Annotated in this window: 19 protein-coding genes; 1 reads left to right on the top strand and 18 read right to left on the bottom strand. The window is 42.7% G+C overall.

All coding sequences use genetic code 11. The features are described from left to right. Window positions 1–277: 277 nt before the first annotated feature. From F909_RS14105 to F909_RS14040, 14 genes are all read right to left on the bottom strand, one after another. Window positions 278–838 carry a TPM domain-containing protein gene (locus tag F909_RS14105; protein ID WP_005147318.1) on the bottom strand — a complete coding sequence of 187 codons (561 nt, stop codon included), beginning with the start codon at window positions 836–838 and terminating at the stop codon, window positions 278–280. Next, a complete protein-coding gene (locus tag F909_RS14100; protein WP_005147320.1) occupies window positions 832–1,902 on the bottom strand; it encodes a TPM domain-containing protein in 1,071 nt (356 codons plus the stop codon). The genes F909_RS14105 and F909_RS14100 overlap by 7 nt, the downstream gene beginning before the upstream one ends. Window positions 1,903–1,938: 36 nt before the next feature. After that, complete coding sequence (locus tag F909_RS14095) at window positions 1,939–2,529, bottom strand: LemA family protein (protein ID WP_005147322.1); 591 nt, start codon at window positions 2,527–2,529, stop codon at window positions 1,939–1,941. A gap of 173 nt (window positions 2,530–2,702) precedes the next feature. After that, window positions 2,703–3,593, bottom strand: a complete 891-nt coding sequence (locus tag F909_RS14090) for a metal-dependent hydrolase (protein ID WP_005147324.1) — start codon at window positions 3,591–3,593, stop codon at window positions 2,703–2,705. A gap of 227 nt (window positions 3,594–3,820) precedes the next feature. Then, the gene (locus F909_RS14085; protein WP_005147326.1) at window positions 3,821–5,242 is read right to left on the bottom strand and encodes a glutamate synthase subunit beta; all 1,422 of its coding nucleotides are present in this window, start codon (window positions 5,240–5,242) and stop codon (window positions 3,821–3,823) included. A gap of 71 nt (window positions 5,243–5,313) precedes the next feature. After that, the gene (gene gltB / locus F909_RS14080; protein ID WP_171067269.1) at window positions 5,314–9,792 is read right to left on the bottom strand and encodes a glutamate synthase large subunit; all 4,479 of its coding nucleotides are present in this window, start codon (window positions 9,790–9,792) and stop codon (window positions 5,314–5,316) included. Window positions 9,793–10,254: 462 nt separating this feature from the next. Then, window positions 10,255–11,118 carry a hypothetical protein gene (locus F909_RS14075; RefSeq protein ID WP_005147330.1) on the bottom strand — a complete coding sequence of 288 codons (864 nt, stop codon included), beginning with the start codon at window positions 11,116–11,118 and terminating at the stop codon, window positions 10,255–10,257. Window positions 11,119–11,137: 19 nt separating this feature from the next. Further along, the gene (gene aroB / locus F909_RS14070; protein ID WP_005147332.1) at window positions 11,138–12,220 is read right to left on the bottom strand and encodes a 3-dehydroquinate synthase; all 1,083 of its coding nucleotides are present in this window, start codon (window positions 12,218–12,220) and stop codon (window positions 11,138–11,140) included. A 24-nt stretch (window positions 12,221–12,244) separates the two neighbouring features. Further along, the gene (gene aroK / locus F909_RS21510) at window positions 12,245–12,802 is read right to left on the bottom strand and encodes a shikimate kinase AroK (protein WP_005147334.1); all 558 of its coding nucleotides are present in this window, start codon (window positions 12,800–12,802) and stop codon (window positions 12,245–12,247) included. 19 nt (window positions 12,803–12,821) lie between these two features. Then, the gene (gene pilQ, locus F909_RS14060; protein ID WP_171067279.1) at window positions 12,822–14,957 is read right to left on the bottom strand and encodes a type IV pilus secretin PilQ; all 2,136 of its coding nucleotides are present in this window, start codon (window positions 14,955–14,957) and stop codon (window positions 12,822–12,824) included. Between the two features lie 61 nt (window positions 14,958–15,018). After that, the gene (locus F909_RS14055) at window positions 15,019–15,546 is read right to left on the bottom strand and encodes a pilus assembly protein PilP (protein ID WP_005147339.1); all 528 of its coding nucleotides are present in this window, start codon (window positions 15,544–15,546) and stop codon (window positions 15,019–15,021) included. A 2-nt stretch (window positions 15,547–15,548) separates the two neighbouring features. Beyond that, complete coding sequence (locus tag F909_RS14050) at window positions 15,549–16,283, bottom strand: type IV pilus inner membrane component PilO (protein ID WP_005147342.1); 735 nt, start codon at window positions 16,281–16,283, stop codon at window positions 15,549–15,551. Next, window positions 16,280–16,936 carry a PilN domain-containing protein gene (locus F909_RS14045; protein ID WP_005147344.1) on the bottom strand — a complete coding sequence of 219 codons (657 nt, stop codon included), beginning with the start codon at window positions 16,934–16,936 and terminating at the stop codon, window positions 16,280–16,282. Before F909_RS14045 ends, F909_RS14050 begins: the two co-directional genes overlap by 4 nt. Further along, entirely contained in the window at window positions 16,936–17,994 is a 1,059-nt protein-coding gene (locus F909_RS14040; protein ID WP_005147345.1) for a pilus assembly protein PilM, read from the bottom strand. Before F909_RS14040 ends, F909_RS14045 begins: the two co-directional genes overlap by 1 nt. Before the next feature lie 162 nt (window positions 17,995–18,156). On the opposite strand from F909_RS14040, the gene ponA reads away from it, so the two are divergent. Further along, on the top strand, window positions 18,157–20,757 hold the full coding sequence (gene ponA, locus F909_RS14035) for a penicillin-binding protein PBP1a (RefSeq protein ID WP_032877709.1): 2,601 nt from the start codon (window positions 18,157–18,159) through the stop codon (window positions 20,755–20,757). Window positions 20,758–20,772: 15 nt separating this feature from the next. Here the strand turns inward: ponA and F909_RS14030 are convergent, their stop codons facing one another. From F909_RS14030 to F909_RS14015, 4 genes are read right to left on the bottom strand one after another with little or no spacing between them, the layout of a single operon-like run. After that, complete coding sequence (locus F909_RS14030) at window positions 20,773–21,591, bottom strand: putative RNA methyltransferase (protein ID WP_005147347.1); 819 nt, start codon at window positions 21,589–21,591, stop codon at window positions 20,773–20,775. A gap of 59 nt (window positions 21,592–21,650) precedes the next feature. Beyond that, the gene (gene mraY, locus F909_RS14025) at window positions 21,651–22,769 is read right to left on the bottom strand and encodes a phospho-N-acetylmuramoyl-pentapeptide-transferase (protein ID WP_005147352.1); all 1,119 of its coding nucleotides are present in this window, start codon (window positions 22,767–22,769) and stop codon (window positions 21,651–21,653) included. Beyond that, window positions 22,770–24,167, bottom strand: a complete 1,398-nt coding sequence (locus tag F909_RS14020) for a UDP-N-acetylmuramoyl-tripeptide--D-alanyl-D-alanine ligase (RefSeq protein ID WP_005147360.1) — start codon at window positions 24,165–24,167, stop codon at window positions 22,770–22,772. 22 nt (window positions 24,168–24,189) lie between these two features. Further along, window positions 24,190–25,689: a UDP-N-acetylmuramoyl-L-alanyl-D-glutamate--2,6-diaminopimelate ligase gene (locus F909_RS14015; protein ID WP_005147361.1), complete on the bottom strand. Its 1,500-nt coding sequence runs from the start codon at window positions 25,687–25,689 to the stop codon at window positions 24,190–24,192. Between the last annotated feature and the right edge of the window lie 2 nt (window positions 25,690–25,691).

The following is a 25,691-nucleotide window of genomic DNA, read 5'->3' on the forward strand; positions in this document are numbered from 1 at the left end:
AAATCAGACATTTTCAGAAAAAAAATGACAAATAACGTCATCTTTACTGCTTAATTATTCATTTTTTTAGCTAACGAATTTGACTACTTTCTACTTGTATGTAAATTGAGCGACTCAATTCACAGAAAATTTATTTTTATTTATTTGATTTTTTTTTACCACTTATCGGAAGATAAAAGCTACTTCTAATAACAACCGTATATACAGAACATTCTGCACATTAATAGATTTTATAAAAAACAACAAGCAATATTTGTAACCCTCAATCAAAGCAAGCTCAATTTAAAATAATCGGCTCATTCGGTAATTCATTTTGGTCATCACGCTCAGTTTTTACATAGTACTGATCTAACACTTGCCCAATTTCTCTTACCCCATTATTCACAGCGTGTAGATACTGCTTTTGGGCCAATTGCAGCACGATGTGCTGACAAATCTCATTCCATGTTTCAGTAGGTGTGGCATTTTTTAAACCACGATCAATCACAATCTCAACTTTCCGCTCGCATAGATTGAGATAGAGCAGTACACCACTATTCAATTCTGTATCCCAAACACCTATTTCAGCAAACAGTTGCTGCGCACGTAAGCGCGTATTTTGATGGTAGGCTTGAGAACAGGGAATATGCCCTTCGATCACCACCTGAATCTCACCGACATGACCCTTTTCAGCCTGCTGTACCGCTTTGGCAATCTCGGTACGATCTTGCTTACTAAAATAACGGTGTGCTGATGAAACATAGAGAAAGTGTTTAAACCAGCGCTTTAAACTCGGTTGAACATGCTCATCCAGTTTAGGCTGAGTAATGATCTGTGTTGTATCTGTCTTGGTTACCATGAGCCTGATGCTCCTCCCCCGCCAAAGCTACCGCCGCCGCCACTATAACCACCGCCACTGCCGCCGCCAAAACCACCACCGCCGCCTCCGCGGCCACCACCAGACAAGAACATCTGGAAAATCAGCTGTGCGAGTGACGTAATCAATAAAAAGAAGATTCCAACTCCAAGCAGCAAGCTCATCACTAGACCAGCACCATTAACCAAGCCTGCAACTATAGCAGCTACTGCGGCAGTCGAAGCACTTAAACGATTACCGACAATAAATGAACCGACGACACCTGCAACCAAGATAAACAATGCCATGGTCAATGTATTATCTTTGGCTTGTTGTGCCTGCAAGGCTTGCTCATGGCGGTCTTTAAGTTCTTGAGCCGCCTGCTGTGCAATCTCAGGGTCTAAATTCACAATACGGGTGATTTCATCTAAACCTGCTGAAATCCCTTGTGCATATTGCCCCTGTTTAAAATAAGGGGTGATCTGATTTCGAATAATCCGACTCAAGACTAAATCGGGCATCACCCCTTCCAAGCCATAACCCGTCAGGATCTGAATATTGCGATCATTCACCGCAATCGCAATCAACAAACCATTATCACGCTTTGCTGAACCCAGCTGCCATTTTTCGCCTGTTCTCAATGCAAAATCAAAAATCGCTTCTTGACCTGTTGTTGGCACGATAATCACACCCACTTGTGCTTTACCTTGTTGGTAAAGACTGAGAATTTTCTGATTCAGTTGCTGAGTTTCAGCATCACTCAGAATTTTGGCTTGATCGATAATCGGTTGGTTTAAGGTCGGTAAACCTCGAATCGATTCACCCTCTGCCATATCATTGGCCACTTGTGGCAATGCAGGTGTTTCAGTATTTGGCGTAGCTGTTGCAGTCGTTGTTTTATTCTTTTGCTGTTCTTGAATGATTTTTCCCGCAACGATCAAATCACTTTGATCTGTTGCTGTCGCTACTTCAGCCCAAACCGTATGTTGGAACAGCAGTGTTGCAAAAACGATGGTTAAAACAGGCAAGATTCTCTGCTTTAAGCTTTGCTTAAACACATTCAACATACGGTCACTCCTCACAATTCAAAACAATTTCAAATATTAATTAAATGAAACTGTTGGAGCTTGCTGTGCAGACTGTTCCGCCTTAAAGTTTTCTTTGGTTTTCATACCAATGACTTTAGCAGTCAAGGCTTGAGGGAATTGACGCACATAGCCGTTGTAATCTTGAACCGTAGTAATATAACGATTACGGGCAACCGCGATACGGTTTTCTGTTCCTTCAAGTTGCGCTTGAAGATCACGGAATTGTTCATTGGCTTTCAAGTCTGGATAATTTTCCGAAACAGCGATTAAACGTGATAATGCACCCGTCAGCTGACTTTGTGCCTGTTGATACTTCTCGAAAAGTGCTGGATCTTCTAACACCTCTTTATCAACTTTTAGACCTGCCACATTTGAACGTGCCTGAGTAACTTCGACCAAAACTTGCTCTTCGTGTTTCGCATAGCCTTTCACCACATTGACCAAATTCGGTACAAGATCGGCACGACGTTGATATTGGTTTTGAACTTCAGACCAAGACGCATTGACTGCTTCGTCTTTCACTTGCAACGTGTTATAACCACAACCCGTGAACAATAAGCTGCTTGCCAATACGGTTGCCAATGCTGTTTGTTTGATGATTTTCATAAAAACGTACCCTCAGGTTTTTCTTTATATTTTTGCGATAATTCATTGTAATGAGATTTTTTGTCAGCTGTGTAACATTTATTAAAGTTGATATATCTGTATTTAAATAAAAAAGGCATTACTCAAGAATCTTGAAGTAATGCCATGCTAAGCAAATTTTATTAAGGTGATTATTAGCTATAAATTTTAGATGCTGTCTCTTCTTGAAAGCTCGCCATTCCATATTCATCCGCCATACGTGCTTTCCAGTAATTCACCAATTGCGTGTAATCATGTTTGGCAGGATGAAAATCGGCCTGATAATAAGATAAATATTCAGGAATTAATTGCAGTAGCATTTTACCCAGCAAATAGCCACCAAACAGGTTGCCTCCGAGTTTCGGGATACTTTTCCATTTATCTTGCCAAATCAAACGTGAGGTTGCATACAAGGTTAAGCTGGCAAAACCCGTGGTCACACTACGCATCAGTAAACGACGAATACGATCATCCCCATAAACGGCTTGATACACATCAAATGCCACCGAACGATGTTCAATTTCCTCAATCGCATGCCACACCCACAGTTTCATCGCATCATCATCTAAAGTGCTCAGGATTTCTGGGTGTTTTAAAATATAACCGCCTAACATTGCAGTAAAATGCTCAAAGGCACAGGTCAAAGCTAGCTGTAATTTCGGATGAATATTTCGAAGCGCATCATCTCGCTTTGCTAACCATGCTTGAAAGCGATCTAAGTTATAGTCTTCTCGTCGCCATGCATCATTAAATTCAGTATGTGCTTTGGAATGCATCGCCTCTTGCCCAATAAAGGCTGCGATCTGTGCTTGTAATTGTGGATCTTGCACTTTATCGCGGACATTACGCACACTATTTACAAAATACTGTTCTCCTATCGGAAATGTTGAAGACAGTGCCGTCAGTAAATGAGACATCACTGGAGAATTGGCAAAATAATGACGTTTAATTCTGTTCGGATTAAACTGTAATCGACGTACCGTGATCCCGAGTGCTTTCGGACGATTTAAATACGTTTTTTCCACACTCGCATTTGCAAGAGTCATGTTGATTACCTGCATTCATTCCTAGACTGAGTTCGAGTATTACGCTAGGGAACAGGCAGGGACAGGGCAAAAAAGCTTATAAAATTTGCCAAAACTACCAAAATGACAATTGGTCAACACACTAAGAGGCTGAACATCAATAGAGCTGATGCAACAGATTTAATTTCTATAAAAAAATGCCCAAGCACTTGGCTTAGGCATTTAAAACTTAAATACTAAAAGAGAGCTTACACGCCAAGGTAGTCCAAAATACCTTCAGCTGCTTGGCGTCCTTCCCAGATTGCAGTCACAACCAAGTCAGAACCACGTACCATATCACCACCCGCAAAGATTTTTGGATTAGAAGTCTGGAACTTGAACTCTTGTTGTTCAGCTGCTACCACACGACCTGAACCATCCAATCCTATATTCGCAGTGCTAAACCAATCTGCTGGACTTGGACGGAAACCGAATGCAAGTAACACCGCATCTGCTGGTAACACTTCCTCAGAACCTGGAATTGGTTCAGGGCTACGACGACCACGACTGTCAGGTGCACCCATTTGTGTGGTGACAACCTTAACACCAGTCACTTTCCCATTTTCACCAACAATTTCAATTGGTTGACGATTAAACAGGAATTTCACACCCTCTTCATAGGCATTCTTCACTTCACGTGCAGAACCTGGCATGTTGCTTTCATCACGGCGATACGCACACGTCACATCATGCGCACCTTGGCGTAATGAAGTACGGTTACAGTCCATCGCGGTATCACCACCACCTAGAACAATAACTTTTTTACCGTCTAGATTGATGTATTCGCTTGGATCTTTTTCCCAGCCTTGGCAACGATTCACATTGGCGATCAGGAAATCTAATGCATCATGAACACCATTGAGATCTTCACCAGGGAAACCACCCTTCATATAGGTGTAAGTTCCCATCCCCATAAATACGGCATCATATTCAGTCAGAAGCTGCTCAATCGTTACGTCAACACCAATTTCGGTATTTAAACGAAACTCAATGCCCATTCCTGTGAAGATTTCGCGACGACGCTTCATCACATCTTTTTCCATTTTAAATTCTGGAATACCAAATGTAAGAAGACCACCGATTTCAGGACGTTTATCAAACACCACTGGTTTTACGCCACCACGCGCAAGAATATCCGCACAACCTAAGCCTGCTGGACCTGCACCAATGATTGCAACTTTTTTATCAGTCCATTTAACGCCAGACATATCTGGGCGCCAGCCTAATGCGAAAGCCGTATCGTTAATATATTTTTCAGCATTACCAATGGTCACTGCACCAAAACCATCGTTTAAGGTACAAGCGCCTTCACACAAACGGTCTTGTGGACAAACACGACCACATACTTCTGGCAAGGTGTTGGTTTGGTGGCAAAGTTCAGCTGCTTGGAAAATTTGGCCTTCTGCAATCAGCTTTAACCAGTTAGGAATGTAGTTATGTACAGGACATTTCCACTCACAATACGGGTTACCACACCCTAAACAACGGTGGGTCTGATTCGCAGCCACTTCCGCAGTAAAAGGTTTATAAATTTCCACAAACTCTGCCTTGCGGACAGTAATATCTTTTTTCTCTGGATCTTGGCGTGCTACATCCAGAAATTGAAAGTCATTATTCAGGCGCTCTGCCATGTCTCTCTCCGTGGGTAGGCGCAGCGATATCATTCATCTCTGCACCTGCCTATGTCTATGCAGTCGTGGAATTATTGTGGATCAGCTTGGGTTGTTTTCAAAAGCGTTTGCAAATTAGCAGCTTTTGGTTTTACCAGCCAGAACTTACGACTATAGAAGTCGAACTCATTACGGATCTTGTAGGCCCAAGCACTACCCGTCTCTTGGATATGCTCGTCAAGAATACGCAGTAGATTTTCTTTGTGGTCTTCCATCGCTTCTGTAGAGATACGATTAAGATCAATAAGTTCGTGGTTATAGTAGTCAACAAAGTCATTATCAAGGTCAAGTACATAAGCAAAACCACCTGTCATGCCTGCACCGAAGTTATGACCAACTTTGCCAAGTACTGTCACCACACCACCTGTCATATATTCACAACAGTGGTCGCCCGCACCTTCAATCACGGCAAATGCGCCAGAGTTACGAACTGCAAAACGCTCGCCCGCAGTTCCCGCAGCAAAGACTTTACCGCCAGTCGCACCATATAAACAGGTGTTACCAATAATCGCAGTATTTTGCGTTTGGAATGGTGATCCTTTTGGTGGGAAAATCGAAACTCGACCACCCGCCATACCTTTACCCACGTAATCGTTTGCATCACCTTCAAGTTTGATATGCAAACCACCCGCGTTCCAAACACCAAGTGACTGACCTGCTGTACCAACAAGGTTCATCACCACTGGGCTGTTTTCCATACCCAAATTGCCATAACGACGTGCAATTTCACCTGAGATACGCGCACCAATCGAACGGTCACAGTTACCCACGGTAAAGTTGAATGAACCACCTGCACCTGCTTCAATTGCTGGTAACATCTCTGCCACCATTTTCTCCGCCAACACACCCTTATCGAACGGTGCATTGCCTTGAACTTGGCAATATTGCGCCTTACCTTCAGCAGCAGGATGCGAAGTTAATAGTGCACTGAGATCAAGATGCGCGTGCTTGTCTGTTTCACCCGGTAAAACTTCAAGTAAATCAACACGACCAATCAAGTCTTTTAATGATGCAACACCAAGTGCAGCTAACCATTCACGCGTTTCTTCAGCAATAAACTTGAAGAAGTTGATCAGCATTTCTGGCTCGCCAATATAATGCTCTTGACGTAAATGGTCTTGTTGCGTTGCAACACCCGTTGCACAGTTATTTAAGTGACAAATACGTAGGTATTTACAGCCGAGTGCAATCATTGGCGTCGAACCAAAGCCAAAGCTTTCAGCACCTAGAATTGCCGCTTTCACCACGTCTAAACCTGTTTTCAAACCACCATCGGTTTGAACACGAACTTTACCACGCAAATCGTTCACACGAAGCGCCTGATGTGCTTCACTTAAACCGAGTTCCCATGGTGAACCCGCATGGTGAATCGATGAAAGTGGTGATGCTGCTGTACCACCGTCATAACCAGAAATGGTAATGAAGTCGGCATAGGCTTTTGCAACACCTGCCGCAATCGTTCCAACGCCTGGCTCAGACACTAATTTTACCGATACCATCGCTTGAGGGTTGACTTGTTTTAAGTCAAAGATCAATTGCGATAAATCTTCAATCGAATAAATATCGTGATGCGGTGGTGGAGAGATTAGTGTGACACCTGGCACTGAGTAACGTAAACGTGCAATTAAGCCATTCACTTTACCACCTGGTAACTGACCACCCTCACCTGGTTTTGCACCCTGTGCAACTTTAATCTGTAGCACTTCAGCAGAGGTTAAATATGCAGGAGTTACACCAAAACGACCTGATGCAATCTGTTTGATTTTCGAGTTACGGATTGTGCCATAACGCGCAGGATCTTCACCACCCTCACCTGAGTTTGAGCGACCACCAATGGTATTCATGGCAATCGCAATGGCTTCATGCGCTTCTGGTGACAATGCACCTAAAGACATGCCCGCAGAGTCAAACCGAGGAAGAATATCTTCAATCGTTTCAACTTGATCCAATGCAATCGAATTTGTTGTTTTTAACTTAAACAAGTCACGGATCGTTGCGACAGGACGGTTGTTGACCAGTTCTGCATATTCTTTAAAGTCAATGTATTGACCAGAACGCACCGCTTTATGCAAAGCGTTAATCACGTCTGGGTTGAACGCGTGATACTCTTTACCAAATACGAATTTAAGCAAACCACCTTGATCAATCGGCTTACGATGCTGCCAAGCAGTCGTTGCCAGTTTTTTCTGATCTTTCTCTAAATCTGCAAATGTTGCACCTTGAATACGGCTTGGTACGCCAAGGAAACATTTATCGACCACTTCAGATGACAGACCCACCGCTTCGAATAATTGACCACCACGGTAAGAAGCAACTGTTGAGATACCCATTTTAGACAAGACTTTGAGCAAGCCTTTTTCCATGCCTTTACGGAAGTTTGCTTGTGCCTGAATTGGATCACCCAATAACTCGCCTTTTGCAACCAGATCATTGATCACATCATAAGCAAGATATGGATAAACTGCCGTTGCACCAAAGCCAAGCAATACTGCAAATTGATGTGGATCACGTGCAAAACCAGTTTCAACTAAAATGTTCGCATCGGTACGCAAACCCGTTTTAATCAAATGATGGTGTACCGCACCTGTTGCCAATGCTGCATTTGCAGGTAAGAAACCTTCACGGAAATTTTTATCCGTTAATACGATTAAGGTTTTACCATCACGTACGGCCTGTGCTGATTCTTCACAGATACGTGCGATTGCGGCTTGCAATCCTTCAGCTTCGACATAGTTCAGATCAATATCAACAACGCCATAACCTTCACGCTCTTTTTCAACATCGCGAAGCTGCTGCATTTTTGAATTCGACAATACAGGGCTTGAAATGATGATACGGTCTGCATGCTCTGGACCTTGCTCGAACACATTCTGTTCACGGCCTAAACAGGTTTCCAATGACATCACGATCGATTCACGTAATGGATCGATTGGCGGGTTGGTCACTTGTGCAAATTGCTGACGGAAATAATCAGAAACATGGCGTACTTGACGAGACAATACTGCCATTGGCGTATCGTCACCCATTGAACCCACTGCTTCTTGACCGCTTTCTGCGATTGGACGTAACAATTGGTCGCGCTCTTCAAATGTCACCATAAACATTTTTTGCGCTGCTTTTAATGCATCGCCAGTTAAGCCTTGATCGACCAATTGCTCTTCAAGTTGTGGATTGGCTTGTAAACGAATCGCATGATCACGTAACCATTCACGATATGGACGCATATTTTTAAGGTGATTGCTAACGTCTTTAGTTTCAAGCACTTTACCTGTTAAGGTATCAATCACCAAGATTTGACCAGGACCAACGCGGCCTTTAGATACCACATCTTCTGGTTCATATCCCCATACACCAATCTCAGATGCAAGGGTAATGTAGTCATTTTTAGTGATGACCCAACGCGCTGGACGTAAACCATTACGGTCTAACATACAAATTGCATGACGACCATCTTGAATCACCAGACCTGCAGGACCATCCCAAGCTTCCATATGCTTCGAGTTGAACTCATAGAATGCACGTAAATCAGCATCTAAAGTCTCAACGTTCTGCCATGCTGGTGGAACCAACATACGTAAGGCACGGAATAAGTCCATACCACCGCCAACAAGGATCTCAAGCATGTTATCCAAACTTGATGAATCCGAACCAGTACGGTTCACAATTGGATTTAACTCGGTTAAACCTGGTAGTAATGGGTTTTCAAATTTTGGTGTACGCGCCAAAGCCCAGTTACGGTTCGCAGTAATGGTATTGATTTCACCATTATGCGCAAGGTAACGGAATGGCTGCGCCAATGGCCAACGTGGCAATGTATTGGTTGAGAAACGCTGATGGAACACCACGATATGTGATTTTAAGCGTTCATCCGCCAAGTCGGTATAGAAGTCAGCAATTGCCGCTGGCATCATCAACCCTTTATAGGTGATAACAGTCGTTGCCAACGTCGTCACATAAAAAAGTGGATCATTTTGTAATAATTGTTCTGCACGACGGCGAGCCAAGAAGAGTTTACGGTTAAACTCAACCTCGGTTAAACCCATTGGGCAATTGACAAGAATTTGTTCAAATGCAGGCAATGATTGCAGTGCAATTTCACCTAAAGCATCATTATTGGTTGGAACGACACGCCATGCTGCAACAGTCAAACCTGCAGCTTCGATTTCTTTATTTAGAATATTTTTTGCATTTTGAGCTAAAGCAGGGTCAATATTTAGAAATACCGTACCAGCAGCAAAAATCTCGGTCAGATTCGTACCTAACTTTTGAGCTTCATCACGGAAAAATTGTTTTGGCATCGCCAATAACAATCCGCACCCATCTCCCGTTTTACCATCCGCGGCAATACCACCACGGTGCGTCATGCAACTTAAACTGTGAATCGCAGTTTCGACCAGATGATGGCTTGATTCACCCTTCATATGGGCAATCAGACCAAAACCACAGTTATCCTTAAACTCATCAGGCTGATATAGACCTTGAGCGGGAGCTACAGTATTAGGCGATGGCATGTGCATAGCGTACCCTTCTTTCAACATGGCTCTTTCGAGCAACAAACAATCAATTCACTTTCTGCGATATTGCCGATCAACTCATATAAAGTTCAATGCTTCGCAAAAACATTTTTCATGGCGAATTTGCAATATACGTCTTTCCTTAACAAGAATCAGCGCATTTCACCATATAAAGTGTTTTCAGTTATTACACCTTCACCAATGTTTGTAAAGCACGAAAACTTTCCATTTCACCCAATTAATGAATCATTTAGTACAAAAAAGGGCAATGAGCAGATAAATTAGCACCACAAAAAAGCAAAAAACATGCCATAAAGATAAAAATTTACTAAATCATTAAAAAAGTTAAAATAACATGGAATTATTATAAGAAGAAGGCACATTTTTGCGCATAAAAATGCACCAAAAAACATCATGCTGCTATAAAAAGAATCACATTTGCACAATAATAGTGCATTTCTAGTTGAATGGATCGCTCACTTCTCGTTTCGAAGCATCTGAATTTTCTTTTATTTTTTCAACATTTGTTGGCGGTTTTGGTGCAGATTGGCTCTGCTTTACATTCACAACATTACCTTGCGCATCACGCTGTGTGACGGTGGTCTTCACCGTTGATGGTTCCGCAGCACGTATAGCAGTTGGACTCTGAGATGTACTACTTCCCATAAGCAAACTTTCATCCACTCTAGGCAGTGCTGCTGGTCTTAACTGTACTGCATAAAGCTGATTGGTTGCCGATTTCATTTCATCAGACCCCAAATCATTGACCAATGCCGCATAGCTTGACAATTGAGTTGCCTTCGGCTGAACAGATTTTGGAAGAGCTAAATTTAATTGTGCAAATTGACGCGTCGCTTCTTCTGCACTTGAAAACACACCATAAGCCAGAACATATTGCTCAACTTGATCTTCGCCACTCAAGCGAAAATAAACAAATTTCTTGCGATCTGCACGATTCAACAGAAAGTTTTTTACAATCGCTTCATCTGAACTACGAAAAATTTCCATGGTCCATTGACGTTGATTTTCGCTGATAAACTTTGTGCCGCGAAATTCAGGTGCATGCTCATTGGACACCACAACACGCGTGGTTAAGTCTAATGGCTTCACTTCATCCGAGAGTGCGCCAAGATGAGCAGTTGCGGCAACTTTTTCAGGCTGGATTTGTACTTGAGTTTCAGTTTGCGATGGCTGCTGTTCTTCTACCAATGCTTTACTATCGGTCACACCCCAAAATATCAATGCAGCAATTAAACAAGCCACAGCAAAGACGAGCCAGCTATATTGTTGAATGTTTTGCCAAATTGATCGTGATACAGCCATGCTTTTCCCAAATGATTAATTATGCAGATTGATTTGCAAGAATAGATTGTTTCATCAGCTCAATATCAAAATCTTTAGTAATCACCGCTTGTCCTAATTTTTTCAATAAAACCAAGCGTAATTGACCATTTAAGACTTTTTTGTCATGCGACATATAAGCCAAGAATTCATCTAATGGAATTTGGGGACATGATATCGGTAATTGAGCACGTTGAATGATATTTTTTGTACGTTGCAGGTCGTCCGCAGAGATCCAACCTAAACGATGCGACAAATCGGCAGCCATGACCATACCCGTGGCCACCGCCTCACCATGTAGCCATGTACCGTAGCCCAAATATGATTCAATCGCATGACCAAAAGTATGTCCAAGGTTGAGTAATGCACGTTCACCTTGTTCTTTCTCATCATTGGCGACAATTCGTGCTTTATGTGCGCATGAACGATAAACCGCTTCTGCTAACAAGTTTGCATCGCGCGCAACCAAAGCATCGATGTTGTGCTCCAACCAGGCTAAGAAATCAATATCACCCAATAGTGCATATTTAATGACTTCAGACAAACCTGCGGAAAGCTCACGGTCAGGCAGCGTCTCAAGTTGTGCCATATCAGCAAGTACCACCTGTGGCTGCTGGAAAGCCCCCAACATATTCTTTCCTAAAGGGTGATTAATCCCTGTCTTCCCACCCACACTTGAATCTACTTGGGATAACAGTGTGGTTGGTACCTGTACAAAATAGACACCTCGCTGGAAACAAGCAGATGCAAAGCCTGCCATATCACCAATTACACCGCCACCCAACGCTAATACCGTACAATCACGGTTAAAACCCGCTTCCAATAAAGCATCAAAAATTAAATTCAGATGCTCAATATCTTTATACTTTTCGCCATCTGGCAAAATGCATTGTGAAACTTGCTTATCCAACTGAGTTAAGGCATTCACATAATGTTCCAGATACAAGGGTGCAACAGTGCTATTGGACACCAACATCACCTGTCGGCCATGTAAATACGGTTCGAGCAATGCTTTGGGATCTAAATGACTACCAATAAAGATGGGATAACGACGATCACCTAACTCAACATGTAACGTTTGCATAAACTTAAACCAACCAGAAACGACTTAAACTTGTTTAGATAAAATAACGTTCAAAATACGTTGTGCTAAATCCCGCGCCGCACCTTGATTTGTTTCAATTATATAGTGTGCAACCTCACGATATAAAGGATCTCGCATCGCCAATAAATCTCGTAATTTTTGTTCTGGATTTTCGACTTGTAATAATGGGCGATTTTTATCACGATAGGTTCGCTGTAATTGTAGCTCTACAGGTGTATAAAGATAAATAACGATACCACGATGTTTTAAGAATTCACGATTTTGGGGTTGAGTCACCACACCACCGCCCGTCGCCAATACCAAGAGTGAGCGAGACGTTAAGTCATTCAATACATTGGTTTCACGCAACCGAAATCCGACTTCCCCTTCTTTTTCAAAAATCCATGGAATTGTCGCACCTGTTTTACGCTCGATTTCATGGTCACTATCAATAAAATCTCGACCTAACAATTCTGCTAAATGCCGACCAACTGTTGTTTTCCCTGCCCCCATTGGCCCTACCAAATAGATATTTGGTAGGGTTTCAAACGCTTTGCTTGGCAACGCGCCACCTATATTCATTGCAATTATTGAAAATATATTAATGATTTCTCGTCAAAGTGTCATTAACAATTCTCGGCGTAATAAAAATAAGCAGTTCACGTTTATTGTCTGTTTTCAGATCTCGACGGAATAAGCGACCAACATAAGGTAGGTCACCCAAGAACGGCACTTTTACTTGAGAACTAATATTTTCTTGTTCAAAAATCCCACCGAGAACCACTGTTTCACCATTATCCACCAAGACATTGGTGTCAATTTGGTTCTTATTAATGGTCAACTGACCCGTTGGTGTCGGTGTACTTTGTGAGTCTTTGGTAATGTTCAACTTCATCATTACCTTACCATCAGGCGTAATACTTGGGGTAACATCCAAACTTAAAGTTGCATCAATAAATTCTGTTTTGGGTACCGCATTTGCACCACCACCTGAAGATGATGTGTATGGAATTTTCTTACCTGATTCAATTTTTGCCGGTTGCTTATCTGCGGTCATCACTTTTGGCGTTGAGATTACTTCACCATAACCATCTGCTTGTACAGCAGACAACTCTAGGTCCAACATAAAATCAGAGAGGCTAATTAAACCAAAGGCGATACGACTTGCACCAGGTGTCACGGCACCTAAATCCACATTCAGATTATCTGGACGTTCAATCTCATATTTCCAGCCACCCGTATCACCATCCTTAGTCGGTTTTCTCAAATCCCATAATGTCTGATCACTCCCTCCAACCAGAAGATCATTATTATTGGTAATTCCTTGAGATAAAATCCCCCATTTCACCCCCATCTCTCGGGTAAAATCAGTACTGGCACTGACGATACGTGCTTCAATCATGACTTGCTTGACAGACACATCAAGCAAATCCACCATTTTACGGATTTGGTCAATTTTTTGTGAAGTATCATTGATAATCAGGGTATTGGTTCGTGGATCTGTTGATACCGTACCTCTTGGACTTAATAGACCTCCAGCCAACGTATCATTACCAATAGAACCTGAGCTACCACTATTATTGCTATTTGCATTTTTACCTTGTGTAATTAACTTCTCAATATCAGTAGCTTTTGCATAGCTTAGTTGGATATATTCTGTTTGCAGTGGTGCTAATTTCACACTCTGTGCAATTGCTTTAGCTTCTTCTTCTTCAGCCTTAATCAGCTCAGAAACAGGCGCTATCCAAATCACGCTACCATTACGGCGTTTATCGAGATTCTTGGTTTTTAACACAATATCTAAAGCCTGATCCCATGGTACATCTTTAAGACGCAAAGTAATATTACCTTGCACCGTATCTGCTGCCACCATGTTGATCCCAGTGAAGTCGGCAAGTAACTGTAATACGCGACGGACTTCAATATCCTGAAAATCTAAAGAAATTTTATTCCCCGTATAGGTTTGTGCCTTGGCTTTTGCTGCGGATTTCTCCTCTGGACGCTTTAAGCTAATGGTTAATTTATTCTCTGCCTGATATGCCATATATTCATAGCTACCTGCCGATTGAATAGTAATCACACCATTGCCTTTATCGTTATAAGCATCAACGCTTGCAACGGGTGTCGCAAAGTCATTGGTATTTAAGCGGCGTGCTAAATGCATAGGAATTTTATTCCCCATTGTACGCACCACAATTTTACTACCTTGTTGTTGTACATCGACTGGCGTGTTATTGCCCAATAAATCGATTACAACCAATCCTTCACCTTGATTTCCACGCTGGAAACCAATATTGGAAACACCTTGTTGTACCTGACGTGTAGCTACGGATGGACTGTTCATCGCCGTTGGTTTTGCTGAGTTAATTTTCAGTACAAAAGTATTACCTTCAACACGCGTGGTAAATGCACCCGCATCTTTTAAATTTACGATGACTCGAGAGCGCTGATCATCTGATGCAACTTCAACTGAACTGGCTTCTGCTGTCGATACAGGAATCGAGTTTTTCGTCAAACTCTGCTGGGCTTTATCAAAGTCCAGAATCAAACGAGAAGGCTGCTCAAGTTGATATGCCTGCGGTTGTGGTGGCAAGCCATTAAACATGACACGAATTTCCGTGCCCTGATCTGCCAAGCTCATTGGCACAATATTGGTCATACTCACTTGCGCTGATGCAACTTGCATCACTGCGATCGCGATTGCACCCATAGAAAACTGACGGAATGCATGATTCATGGTCTTCGCTTCCCCAAATAAAGAATCTTTAAACTGTTTTTTCATTGTTATTCCCTTAATCTTACGGCGCTGGTCCAATTAAAACGAGTGTACGAGGTCTTTCGACATAGCCTTCACGACCATCAGGAACAATCTCCACCAAATCTATTTGGGTTGGACTAATTTTAATAATACGTCCTTGGTTCATCCCCAAATAACTACCGACTTGCACACGTTCAATTTGACCATCTGGTGTTTGAATAAGAGCAATGGTATTGCTGGTTTTACCCCGCATACTACCCTTCATATTCAACGATTCCAGCGCATAACTTTCTAAAGGCTGTGGCTGGCGATTAAAATTCGGATAAACACGTTTACCCGCCATAATTTTTAACTCAGCAGCTAAAGAACTTGGCATAAACGGGCTTTTCAGCTGATGTGCTGAATAGTTAAACAACGGCACAGGAGTGAAGATCGGCGCAGGTTCAATCGGCAAAGGTGGCTGATTACGAATGTCTGCCATTTTCTGATTCACGGCATCAATCCGGGAATCACATCCCACCAGAGTTAACCCAATCAATACACTCAGTAATAATTTATAGTTATTCACTACTATTTTCCTCCTTGCGCAGGTGGAGTAGTTGCTGCTTGAGCTGTTGATGCACTTGCAACATTATTTGTTTGATCATCCGCACCGACATAACGATAAGTCTTTGCTTTTACCGTATAATTCACTACAGGGATGTCAGATTTTTTCTGCGTATCTTCTTTTGCTTCAACCGTAAAGTCATGCAAAGTCACGATACGAGGTAAAGCCGCGATACCTGTTACAAACGCACCAAAAGCATGGTAGTCGCCTGTAGCATCAATACTAATTGGCTGCTCAATAAAGAATTCTTGTTTAACTTCACTCTCAAGTCGGATATTTTTAAACTTCAGGCCAGAGTTCACACCTGTTAAGTTAATGTCCTCAACCAGACTTGGAATTTCTGTTTCTTTTGGCAATTGCTCTAATTGTTGATTAAAGTTCGCTTCCATTTCTTGAAGCTGTGCCTGATATTGTTGCAAATTACGTAATTTTGAGTCTTTTTCTTTAAACTCATTGAGTAAACTTTGTTCTTTGGCTTGCTCATTTGCAATAGATTCAAGTTGAGACTTGATCACCACAAAATACCCCAATGCAGCAACAGCCAAGAAGACGAAAATCCAGCAAGTAATTTTAACCGAGAGCGGCCAACTACCATAGTTATTCATATCCAGCGTATTAAATTGCTGGAAGAATTGCTCGACGGACATCTTCTTTTTCTTCGCAGCGACGGTGTCTTGATTCAATTCATCTTGGTTCATTTCGCCACTCCCGCTGCTGCTACCCCTGATGCGGCCTGTTCTGATGTTGGTGCAGCTTCTGCCGTTGTACCAATCTCACCTAAATCGACAGTAACAACAAAGCTGCCATAATTTTCCTCAACACGAGGAACCAGCGAGCTTGCTGTTTTATCTTTATTTTTGTTTTCGTCTACCGCCAAGAATGAATTCATAAAGGCATTACGATACCAAGGCGAAGCCTCTAAGTTACGTAGTAGCTCAGCCACAGTGTTCGGGCTTTCAGCCTTCCCTTCAATCGTGAACTTATCACCTGTCCGGCTAAACTTGGTTAAATACATGGTTGGCGGCGTCACTCGTACCAATTCATCCACCAAACGGACCGTAACTGGACGTTGCCCTTGTAAGCCTTGAATCAGCTTCATCCGTTCGATGATGGCATTGCGGCGTTCTTGCAAACCATCTAGTGCTTTTAATTGCGTATCTAAATTTTGATTGGTACTGACGATCAGTTGATTGGCTTGCTCTTGATCATTCAATTTATGATCAAAATACATCCACCCCGAGAAAACCGATGCAACCCCTAATGCAGCAACCCCAACACAAAATGCAATAAACTGTTTCTTTCTTTGTTCTCTTAGCTCATCACGCCAAGGGAGTAAGTTAATCTTTGCCATTAATCAAAACTCCTCAATGCCAAACCACATGCAACCATTAAAGAGGAAGCATCATTTTCAATTTTTTTAATATCAATTTGCGGAGAAAAACCCATTTGTAAAAATGGATTGGCAATGGTGACGCGATAACCTAATTTTTGTTGTAATAACTTGGCAAGGCCTGGAATATTGGCATTCCCGCCAGCCAACAGAATATGGTCAATTTCGTTAAACTGAGAAGATGAAAAGAAGAACTGGAGTGAACGTGCAGCCTGTTGGACCACTGCATCCAAAAAGGGTTCAAGGACTTCCGTATCATAATCATCAGGCAAGCTTCTTTCTTTTTTAGCGCGTCCAGCTTCCTCAAAAGACAAGCCATAACGACTTTGTACATCTTGGGTCAGTTGGCGTCCACCAAACACTTGCTCACGTGTGTAGATAATCTTGCCTTTTTGCATTACAGATAAAGTGGTCATGGTATGACCAATATCTAAAATGCCAACTGTATTTGCCCCCATTGGCAGAGTGTCTGCAAATACTTGGAATGCGCGCTCCATTGCATAGCTTTCAACTTCTGCAATTTTTGCGGTCAAGCCCGCAAGTTCCAGCACTTCTACACGTGTATCAACATTCTCAGTACGCGTAGCGACCAAAAGTACATTCACCCGATTTGGATTAGCTAAACGATCAGGCAAAACTTCAAAATCAAGACTTACTTCATCTAATGGGAACGGAATGTATTGCTCAGCATCCATACGAATTTGAACTTCACGTTCGTCATCCGTCATGTCGGCATCCATTTCTATGATCTTGTTAATGACCATAGAAGTAGGCACCGCAATAGCAACATTGGTGGTGTGAGGATTTGCAAGGTTAATGACTCTCTCAAGCGCATCACCCACCGCCTCTGGATTCAGTATGCTTTTTTCAACCACACTGCTTTCAGGCAATGGCATCACTGCATAACTTTCAACCCAATATCTACCGTTCTTTACAGAGAGCTCCAATAATTTAACAGTTGTCGAACTAATATCGACACCTACTAACCCCTTATTTGGTTTACGATATAACCTGAGCACAGTACTTTCCTATTTATTTTTTTATCCCCAAAAATACAACACACTAATTTGTTTTGGTCTTTAATTGCTACGGATACAATAACTCATCTAACAATCCGCATTTCTAAAGGATATACTGACCACAATTAGTTTGCCATTCGCTCTTATTAAAACTTACTTATTATGAAAAAGCTATCCAGTTCTGGTATTGTTCGGCCATTTTTTTTGATCGTTATTATTATCTTAGTCTCACTTCCAATGGGATTTTATGGCATGTATCTCTATCTCGCACCTTCGCTGCCAGATATGAGCTCACTCAAAAAAGCGCCTTTACAAAAACCATTGCAAGTCTACACGACAGATAATCAGCTGATTGCGGAATATGGCGGAAAATTATCGATTCCTGTTAAGTATGAACAGATCCCCCCAACTTTTATTCATGGCTTTTTAGCAGCCGAAGATTCGTCTTTTTTTGAGCATAATGGCATTAGCTTCAAAGGACTCGGGCGAGCACTAACTGAATCTGTAACTGGTTCTGATGTCCAAACTGGGGGCTCAACCATTACCATGCAGGTCGCAAAAAACTATTATTTAAGTCCAGACCGAACGCTTAGACGCAAACTAACCGAGGTTTTTCTGGCACGTAAAATCGAACAAAACTTAACAAAACAAGAAATTCTGACCGCTTATGTTAATAAAATTTTCCTCGGTAAAAATGCCTATGGTATTGCAGCCGCTGTACGGGTCTATTACAACAAGAACCTGAATGAACTAACCACTGCGCAAATGGCAATGATTGCAGGCCTACCTAAAGCACCATCAAAATACAATCCAGTGGTCAATCCTGAGCGCGCCCTTGAGCGTCGTAACTGGATTTTAGGACGTATGTTACAACTGGGTTATCTCAACCAAAACCAATATCAACAAGCGGTCGCAGAACCGATCAATTTAAATATGATGGATCGCTCAGTGAGCAATGTGTTTCCCTATGTAGGAGAAATGGTTCGATCAGAGTTAGTCGAACATTTTGGCGAGCAAGCGGTTGACTCGGGATACAAGGTCTACACTACGATTGATAGCAACCGCCAACGTTATGCAGAGCAAGCGATTCAAGATGGTTTGGAAGCCTATGACCGTCGTCATGGTTGGCGTGGTCCTGAAGCACATGACAAACCACTTAAGCAGTTCATCGCTTATGCAAATACTTATCCAGCACAAGTCATCAAGGTCAACAATAATTCTTTTCATGCATTGATGCAGGATGGCTCAACAGTTACCGTCAACTGGTCTGGCATGTCATGGGTTCGTCCGTATCGTAACGCCAATAGTGTCGGTGGTGCGCCATCGAATGCATCACAAATTGTTAAAGTCAAAGATATTATTCGTCTACGCCCGAATGAGGGCAAAACGGTCTGGTCTTTGGTTCAAGTACCCAAGGTTCAAGGACAGCTCATTGCGATCAATCCAAATGATGGTGCAATTGAAGCGGTAGTGGGTGGATATAACTTTTATCAATCTAAATTTAACCGTGCTGTACAAGGCTGGAGACAACCGGGTTCAACCATTAAACCATTCGTTTATGCCTTGGCTTTAGAGCGTGGCATGACCCCGTATAGCATGGTCAATGATAGTCCAATCACCATTGGTAAATGGTCTCCAAGAAACTCTGATGGCCGTTACCTAGGCATGATCCCTTTACGTCGTGCCCTCTATTTATCCCGAAACACAGTTTCAGTACGTTTATTACAGAATGTTGGAATTGAACGTACACGCCAATTATTTATGGACTTTGGTTTACAAGAAGACCAGATTCCACGTAACTACACCATTGCGCTCGGTACACCACAGGTACTGCCTGTACAAATGGCAACAGGTTATGCCACTTTTGCCAATGGTGGATATCGCGTCCAACCGCACTTCATTAAACGTATTGAGGATGCTTCAGGCAAAGTTATTTATGAAGCAAAACCTGACTATGCATGTATCCCATGTATTAGCAATCCAAATGCAGGTACAGAGCAGCAAACTGCTGAAACAGGCAAAGATAAATCTAAAGACCAAGTAACCGAAGTGACCAATCAGACTTTAGATGATGCAATTGCTGCCTCTGAAGCACCAATATTGACTGCTGATGCCACCCAAACAGCAAAAACCAACAGTGACTATCGTCAAGCGCAACGCATTTTAAAATCAAGCTCTGCTTACGATATGGCAAACATCCTCCGCGATGTAATCCAACACGGTACTGGTCGAGCTGCACTTAAAATTGGGCGTGATGATTTAGGCGGCAAAACAGGAACAACTAATGATGCAAAAGATGCTTGGTTCGCAGGTTTCAATGGTAAGTTGGTTGCAATCGCATGGGTGGGCTTTGACCAACCGCGTACACTAGGTCGTCGTGAATATGGTGGCGTTGCTGCCCTTCCGATCTGGACCAACTTTATGGGCAAATCTTTAAAAGATACGCCATCTGCTTGGGTGCGTTTGGATAAAGAAGCGAAAGATCCAATCTCTCGTGATAAGTTACAGATCCAGCAAAGCGAAGATAAAAAAGAATATCGCGCCTCTCCACCATTGGCGCGTCCACTTTATCGTCCTGCACCAGTTGCACCTGTTCGCTCAACACAAAATGATTTTTCAGACTTACCTGGAACAACCCCAGTGACTGATGAACAACCGATTGTTCCAGCGAAAAAGCAGCCACCTGCAATGGGTTCAACTTCACAGAACCCACCGCCAAAAGAAAGGGATGGGATTGAGCACTTGATCAATCAAATCCAGTAAATAAAAAAGAAGCCATCACATTGATGGCTTCTTTCTTTTTTGGAACAGATAAATCTGAAAGGCAGCAGTCACTGCAAATTGCTGCGCTTGCTCAAGTACTTTGCGTCGTTCAGGATTCGCCTTATAAGCATAAGGCGTCATCGCAATTAAATTCTTTAAAGCCTGTTGATCTAACTGCATGGGTGCTTCAACAATTTGTGCCTGCTTCAACTCAAACTGAGCATCTAACTGCTCTACAAATTTTTGAGGTTCATGCAAATTCACTTGCTCAAATAACGCTTCGCGCAAATCATAAAGATGTCTTGGTGCGGGCGTTACGACAAGTAAAAAACCTTCATCATCCAATACTCTGATTATTTCTTCTTGTGGAATCGGGCTAAACAAGCTGGTACAAATGTCAATCGAATGATCTTGCACGGGTAAGGTTGCACCCGTTCCCACCACCCATATCACATCTGCATTTAACTTTGCTGCGCGCTGAACTGCCGTTTTGGCGATATCAACACCAATACACTGTTGGGTATACGCTTGCATGGCACTGGTGTAATAGCCCTCACCACAACCAATATCTAAAACTGCTTGGGGTTTAAGTTGCTGTAGTAGCTCAACCACAGCTTGCTGCAAAGGCTGATAAAAACCTGCTTGCAAAAACTCACGGCGTGCCTGTACGGACTCAGGAGTATCTCCAGGTGACTTGCTATGTTTATGCTGCACCACATGTAAATTGACATAGCCTTGTTTAGCTACATCATAATGATGCCCTTTTTCACATCGCCAAGAATTTTCAACCAAATTCAAGGATTGGCGACAAACAGGACACATCAAAAAACTCATCTATTTTCTCCAAACATAAAAAAAGCTGGTCTTCACCAGCTTCTTTCTTGAATCATGGTTTAACGTAATTTTAGCGTCATTAAGCCAAGTACAACCAAGAAAATGGTAATAATCCAAAAACGGATAACGACTTGGGTTTCTTTCCAGCCTTGCTTTTCATAATGATGATGCAAAGGTGCCATCAAGAAAACACGCTTATTACGCATCCGCAATGAACCAATCTGCAAGAACACAGAGACCGCTTCCATCACGAATACCCCACCCATAATGGCAAATACGATTTCCTGACGCACCATCACCGCAATGGTACCGAGCATCGCACCAAGAGCCAATGCGCCGACATCACCCATAAATACTTGAGCTGGATGGGCATTGTACCAAAGGAAGGCCAAACCAGCACCGATCATAGCCGAACAGATCACCACCAATTCAGAGGTATATTTTACATAAGGAATATGTAAATAATTGGCAAAACGAATATCACCCGATAAATAAGCAAATACACCTAAGCCTGCCGCGACCATAACAATTGGCATAATTGCCAAACCGTCTAAGCCATCGGTCAGATTAACCGCATTCGATGCACCATTAATCACCAAGTAAGTGAATGCAATAAAGGCTAAACCCAATGGCACAGCTGAAAGCGGAATGGAAAGATTCTTGAAGAACGGGATCAGCAAATCCAACATATCTGCCGTATGCTCGACACTGTCTTGTTGTTTCGCAATCACATATAAGGCAATACCTGCACCCAAAGACGCTACTGAAGTCCAGAAAAACTTCTTACGTGCTGGTAAACCGGCATTGTCTTTGTAACGGACTTTAATCCAGTCATCGGCCCAACCGACAGCACCAAATACCACCATCACACCCATTACAATCCAAACATATGGATTGGATAAATCTGCCCACAGTAACGTACTAATCCCGATGGAGAGTAAAATGAGAATCCCACCCATGGTTGGGGTTCCCATTTTTTTGGCATGGTTTTCAGGCGCAAAAGAACTTACTGCCTGACCATATTTTAATGCTTGTAATTTACGAATCATGACTGGACCTAAAACCAGTCCGATCGTCAAGGCCGTCAGTAAGCTCAACAAAGAGCGCAATGTTAAATAACGAACAACCTGAAACGAACTGTTATAGTCCGCCAGTTGCTCAAATAACCATAACAACATTTAAATTTTCTCCATCAAGTCAGCCATCAACGTTTCCATATGGGTATAACGAGACCCTTTGAATAGGAAACTCATTGACTGGGGTTGATGTGTTTGGACTAAATTAATTAAAAACGGTAATGCTTCTGCCTGTGTTGCAAATGCATGTAGCTTTTCTGAATGGGATGAACCTTGTTTCGCTGCAGCAGCAAATTCACCGACGACAACCAAATGTTCCAAAGGCAACAACGATAAATCTCTTCCGAGATCATGATGCTCTTGCCAGCTACTGTCACCTAGCTCCCCAATATCACCCATCACCATGACTTTTAAGCCCTGCTGCTGCAAAAGCACCTGTGCTGCTGCGCGCATTGAGGTTGGGTTCGCATTATAGGTATCATCAATAAACAAATGGTGTTGCTGTTGAATAAAGTTCAGACGACCTTTGGCACCTTGTGCTTGCTCTAAACCTAGTACAATGTCATCCAGTGCAATGCCAATCGCCAAGGCAAATGCGGTCGCTGCTGCTGCATTTTGTACATTATGCGCACCTGCAAATGGTAAATTTACTCCACGACTCCCTTGTAGGGTGTGTAAGTTAAATTGTGCCGATTGAGGATGCAATTGCACATCTGTCGCAAAAATATCACCGCCTTCACCAAAGCTTAGAATCGAATGGGCCTGAGCATTTTCACGAATACTTGCTGCAAAATCATCTTGTGCAGGAACGACGGCAGTACCTTGAGGCAGAATATGCGCATAGATTTCTGATTTAGCACGACAAATGCCTTCGCGCCCACCAAACTCACCTAAGTGTGCTGTACCAATATTCAAAATCCCTGCCACATGCGGCTGCACCAAATTCGAGGTGTAATCAATTTCACCTTGATGGCTGGCGCCTAACTCCATCACGGCATATTGATGCTCAGGACGCAGCTCAAGTAACATCATCGGAACACCAAGATCATTATTTAGGTTGCCACGCGTGATCAGTGTTGGTGCCAAACGAGATAGAATACTGCCCAGCATTTCTTTAGTGGTGGTTTTACCACTACTTCCCGTTAAGGCAATGACTTTCAACTGTGGGTTTTGTTGACGGCGGTAAGCACCTAACTGCCCCAAAGCCAAACGAGTGTCCTTGACGATCAGCTGTGCAATATCGGCATCGACAGGATGATCAACAATCGCAATTTGGCACCCTTGTGCTGCTACTTGTGCCACAAAGTTATGTGCATCAAACCGTTCACCCTTTAATGCAAGGAAAGCATCACCTGCTTCTGCATGACGTGAATCCGTTAAAATACGTTTAATTTCACCTTGTGGAATATTTTGTTGAAACCACTCGCCTTGGGTCGCTTGTTGTAATTGTTCTGCGGTCCAAGGTTGTAATGGAACAGTACTGGTCGTTGAAGTATGCATACGCTTTATTTACCTTTTAACCTTATTGCGCAGGATAGGCTGAATCGATGGGATGGGGCTGTGCATCAATCGCAGACTGCACCTCAACCACATCATCAAACCAATGACGAACGCCATCAATTTCCTGATAGTTTTCATGTCCTTTGCCTGCAATCACCACAATATCACCTGCTTGGGCTTGCGCCACCACACATTTAATCGCTTCACGACGATCATGAATTTCATACATGTCATGGTCTGCGAAGTTGATGCTTTGCTTCATATCTGCAAAAATCTGTTCAGGATTTTCAGTTCGTGGATTATCCGAAGTAAGCACAACGGGATTGGCATGATCAAGTGCAGCTTGAGTCATCAGCGGACGTTTACCACGATCACGGTCTCCGCCGCAACCAAATACAGCCCATAACCGACCCGTGACATGACGTTTCAATGTGGTCAGTACTTGGATCAAGGCATCAGGTGTATGCGCATAATCAACGACAAATAGACGCTCAGCATCTTGAATGACTTGCATACGTCCAGGTGCACCTTTGAGTTGCGGTACGAACTGAATCAAATCAGCCAAGGCAAAGCCCGCATACTCTGCTGCGATCAAACTTGCCAATAAATTCTCAACATTAAACTGCCCAAGTAATGGACTTTGCACTACATAGTGACCTGTCGGAGCGATTAATGTAAAACTTGCCCCACTCAAGCGATATTGCAAATCTGCAATATGGTAATCCGCTGTCGTCTGAGTTAAAGAATAAGTCAGAATTTTAGGTTGTGCTGGATTAGCCTTCGCAGCATCTAACATTAGATGTGCATGTGCATCATCCAAGTTAATCACTACGGCTTTTAAGGTAGTGAATTTGAATAATAAAGCTTTGGCTTCAGCATAAGCCTCCAAAGTACCGTGATAATCCAGATGGTCACGACTTAAATTACTGTACACCGCAATTTCAAGCTCACAGCCGTTCAAGCGCCCTTGCTCCAAACCATGTGAACTGGCTTCCAGTGCAACAAAACTCGCACCTTGTTTTGCATAGCCATGTAACGCATGCTGTAGTTGCAGTGCATCCAAAGTGGTATGCGTGGATGGTGTTAAGTTTGGCAGAATACCGTTGCCTGTCGTGCCCATCACTGCACAACCTTTACCTTGGGAACTGATCAGTTCCGCAATCAGGCGTGAAATCGTGGTTTTGCCATTGGTTCCTGTCACCGCAATACCACGTAAAGGCTGAACAGGGTCGATTGCTTGTAAATATTGCTTCTGCCATTCGCCCATCTGATAACGGACATCAGCACAAACCCATTCGTTTGCGAGACCTAATGGTGCCTCACTGATTACGGCCAATGCACCTGCATCCAAAGCATTTTGCGCAAACTGGCGTGTTTTTTCAGGTTGACTATAGCTATTCAAAGCAATAAAAATTTGACCAGCAGCAACTTTACGGCTATCTAAACTGAAACCTTTAAATGGCTGTGTATACCAAGCCGCATCTATGCTGATCGGGTGTATCTGTTGGAAACGAATCGACATAA

Origin of the sequence: Acinetobacter sp. ANC 3929, from assembly GCF_000369405.1 — a bacterium.
GTDB lineage: Bacteria > Pseudomonadota > Gammaproteobacteria > Pseudomonadales > Moraxellaceae > Acinetobacter.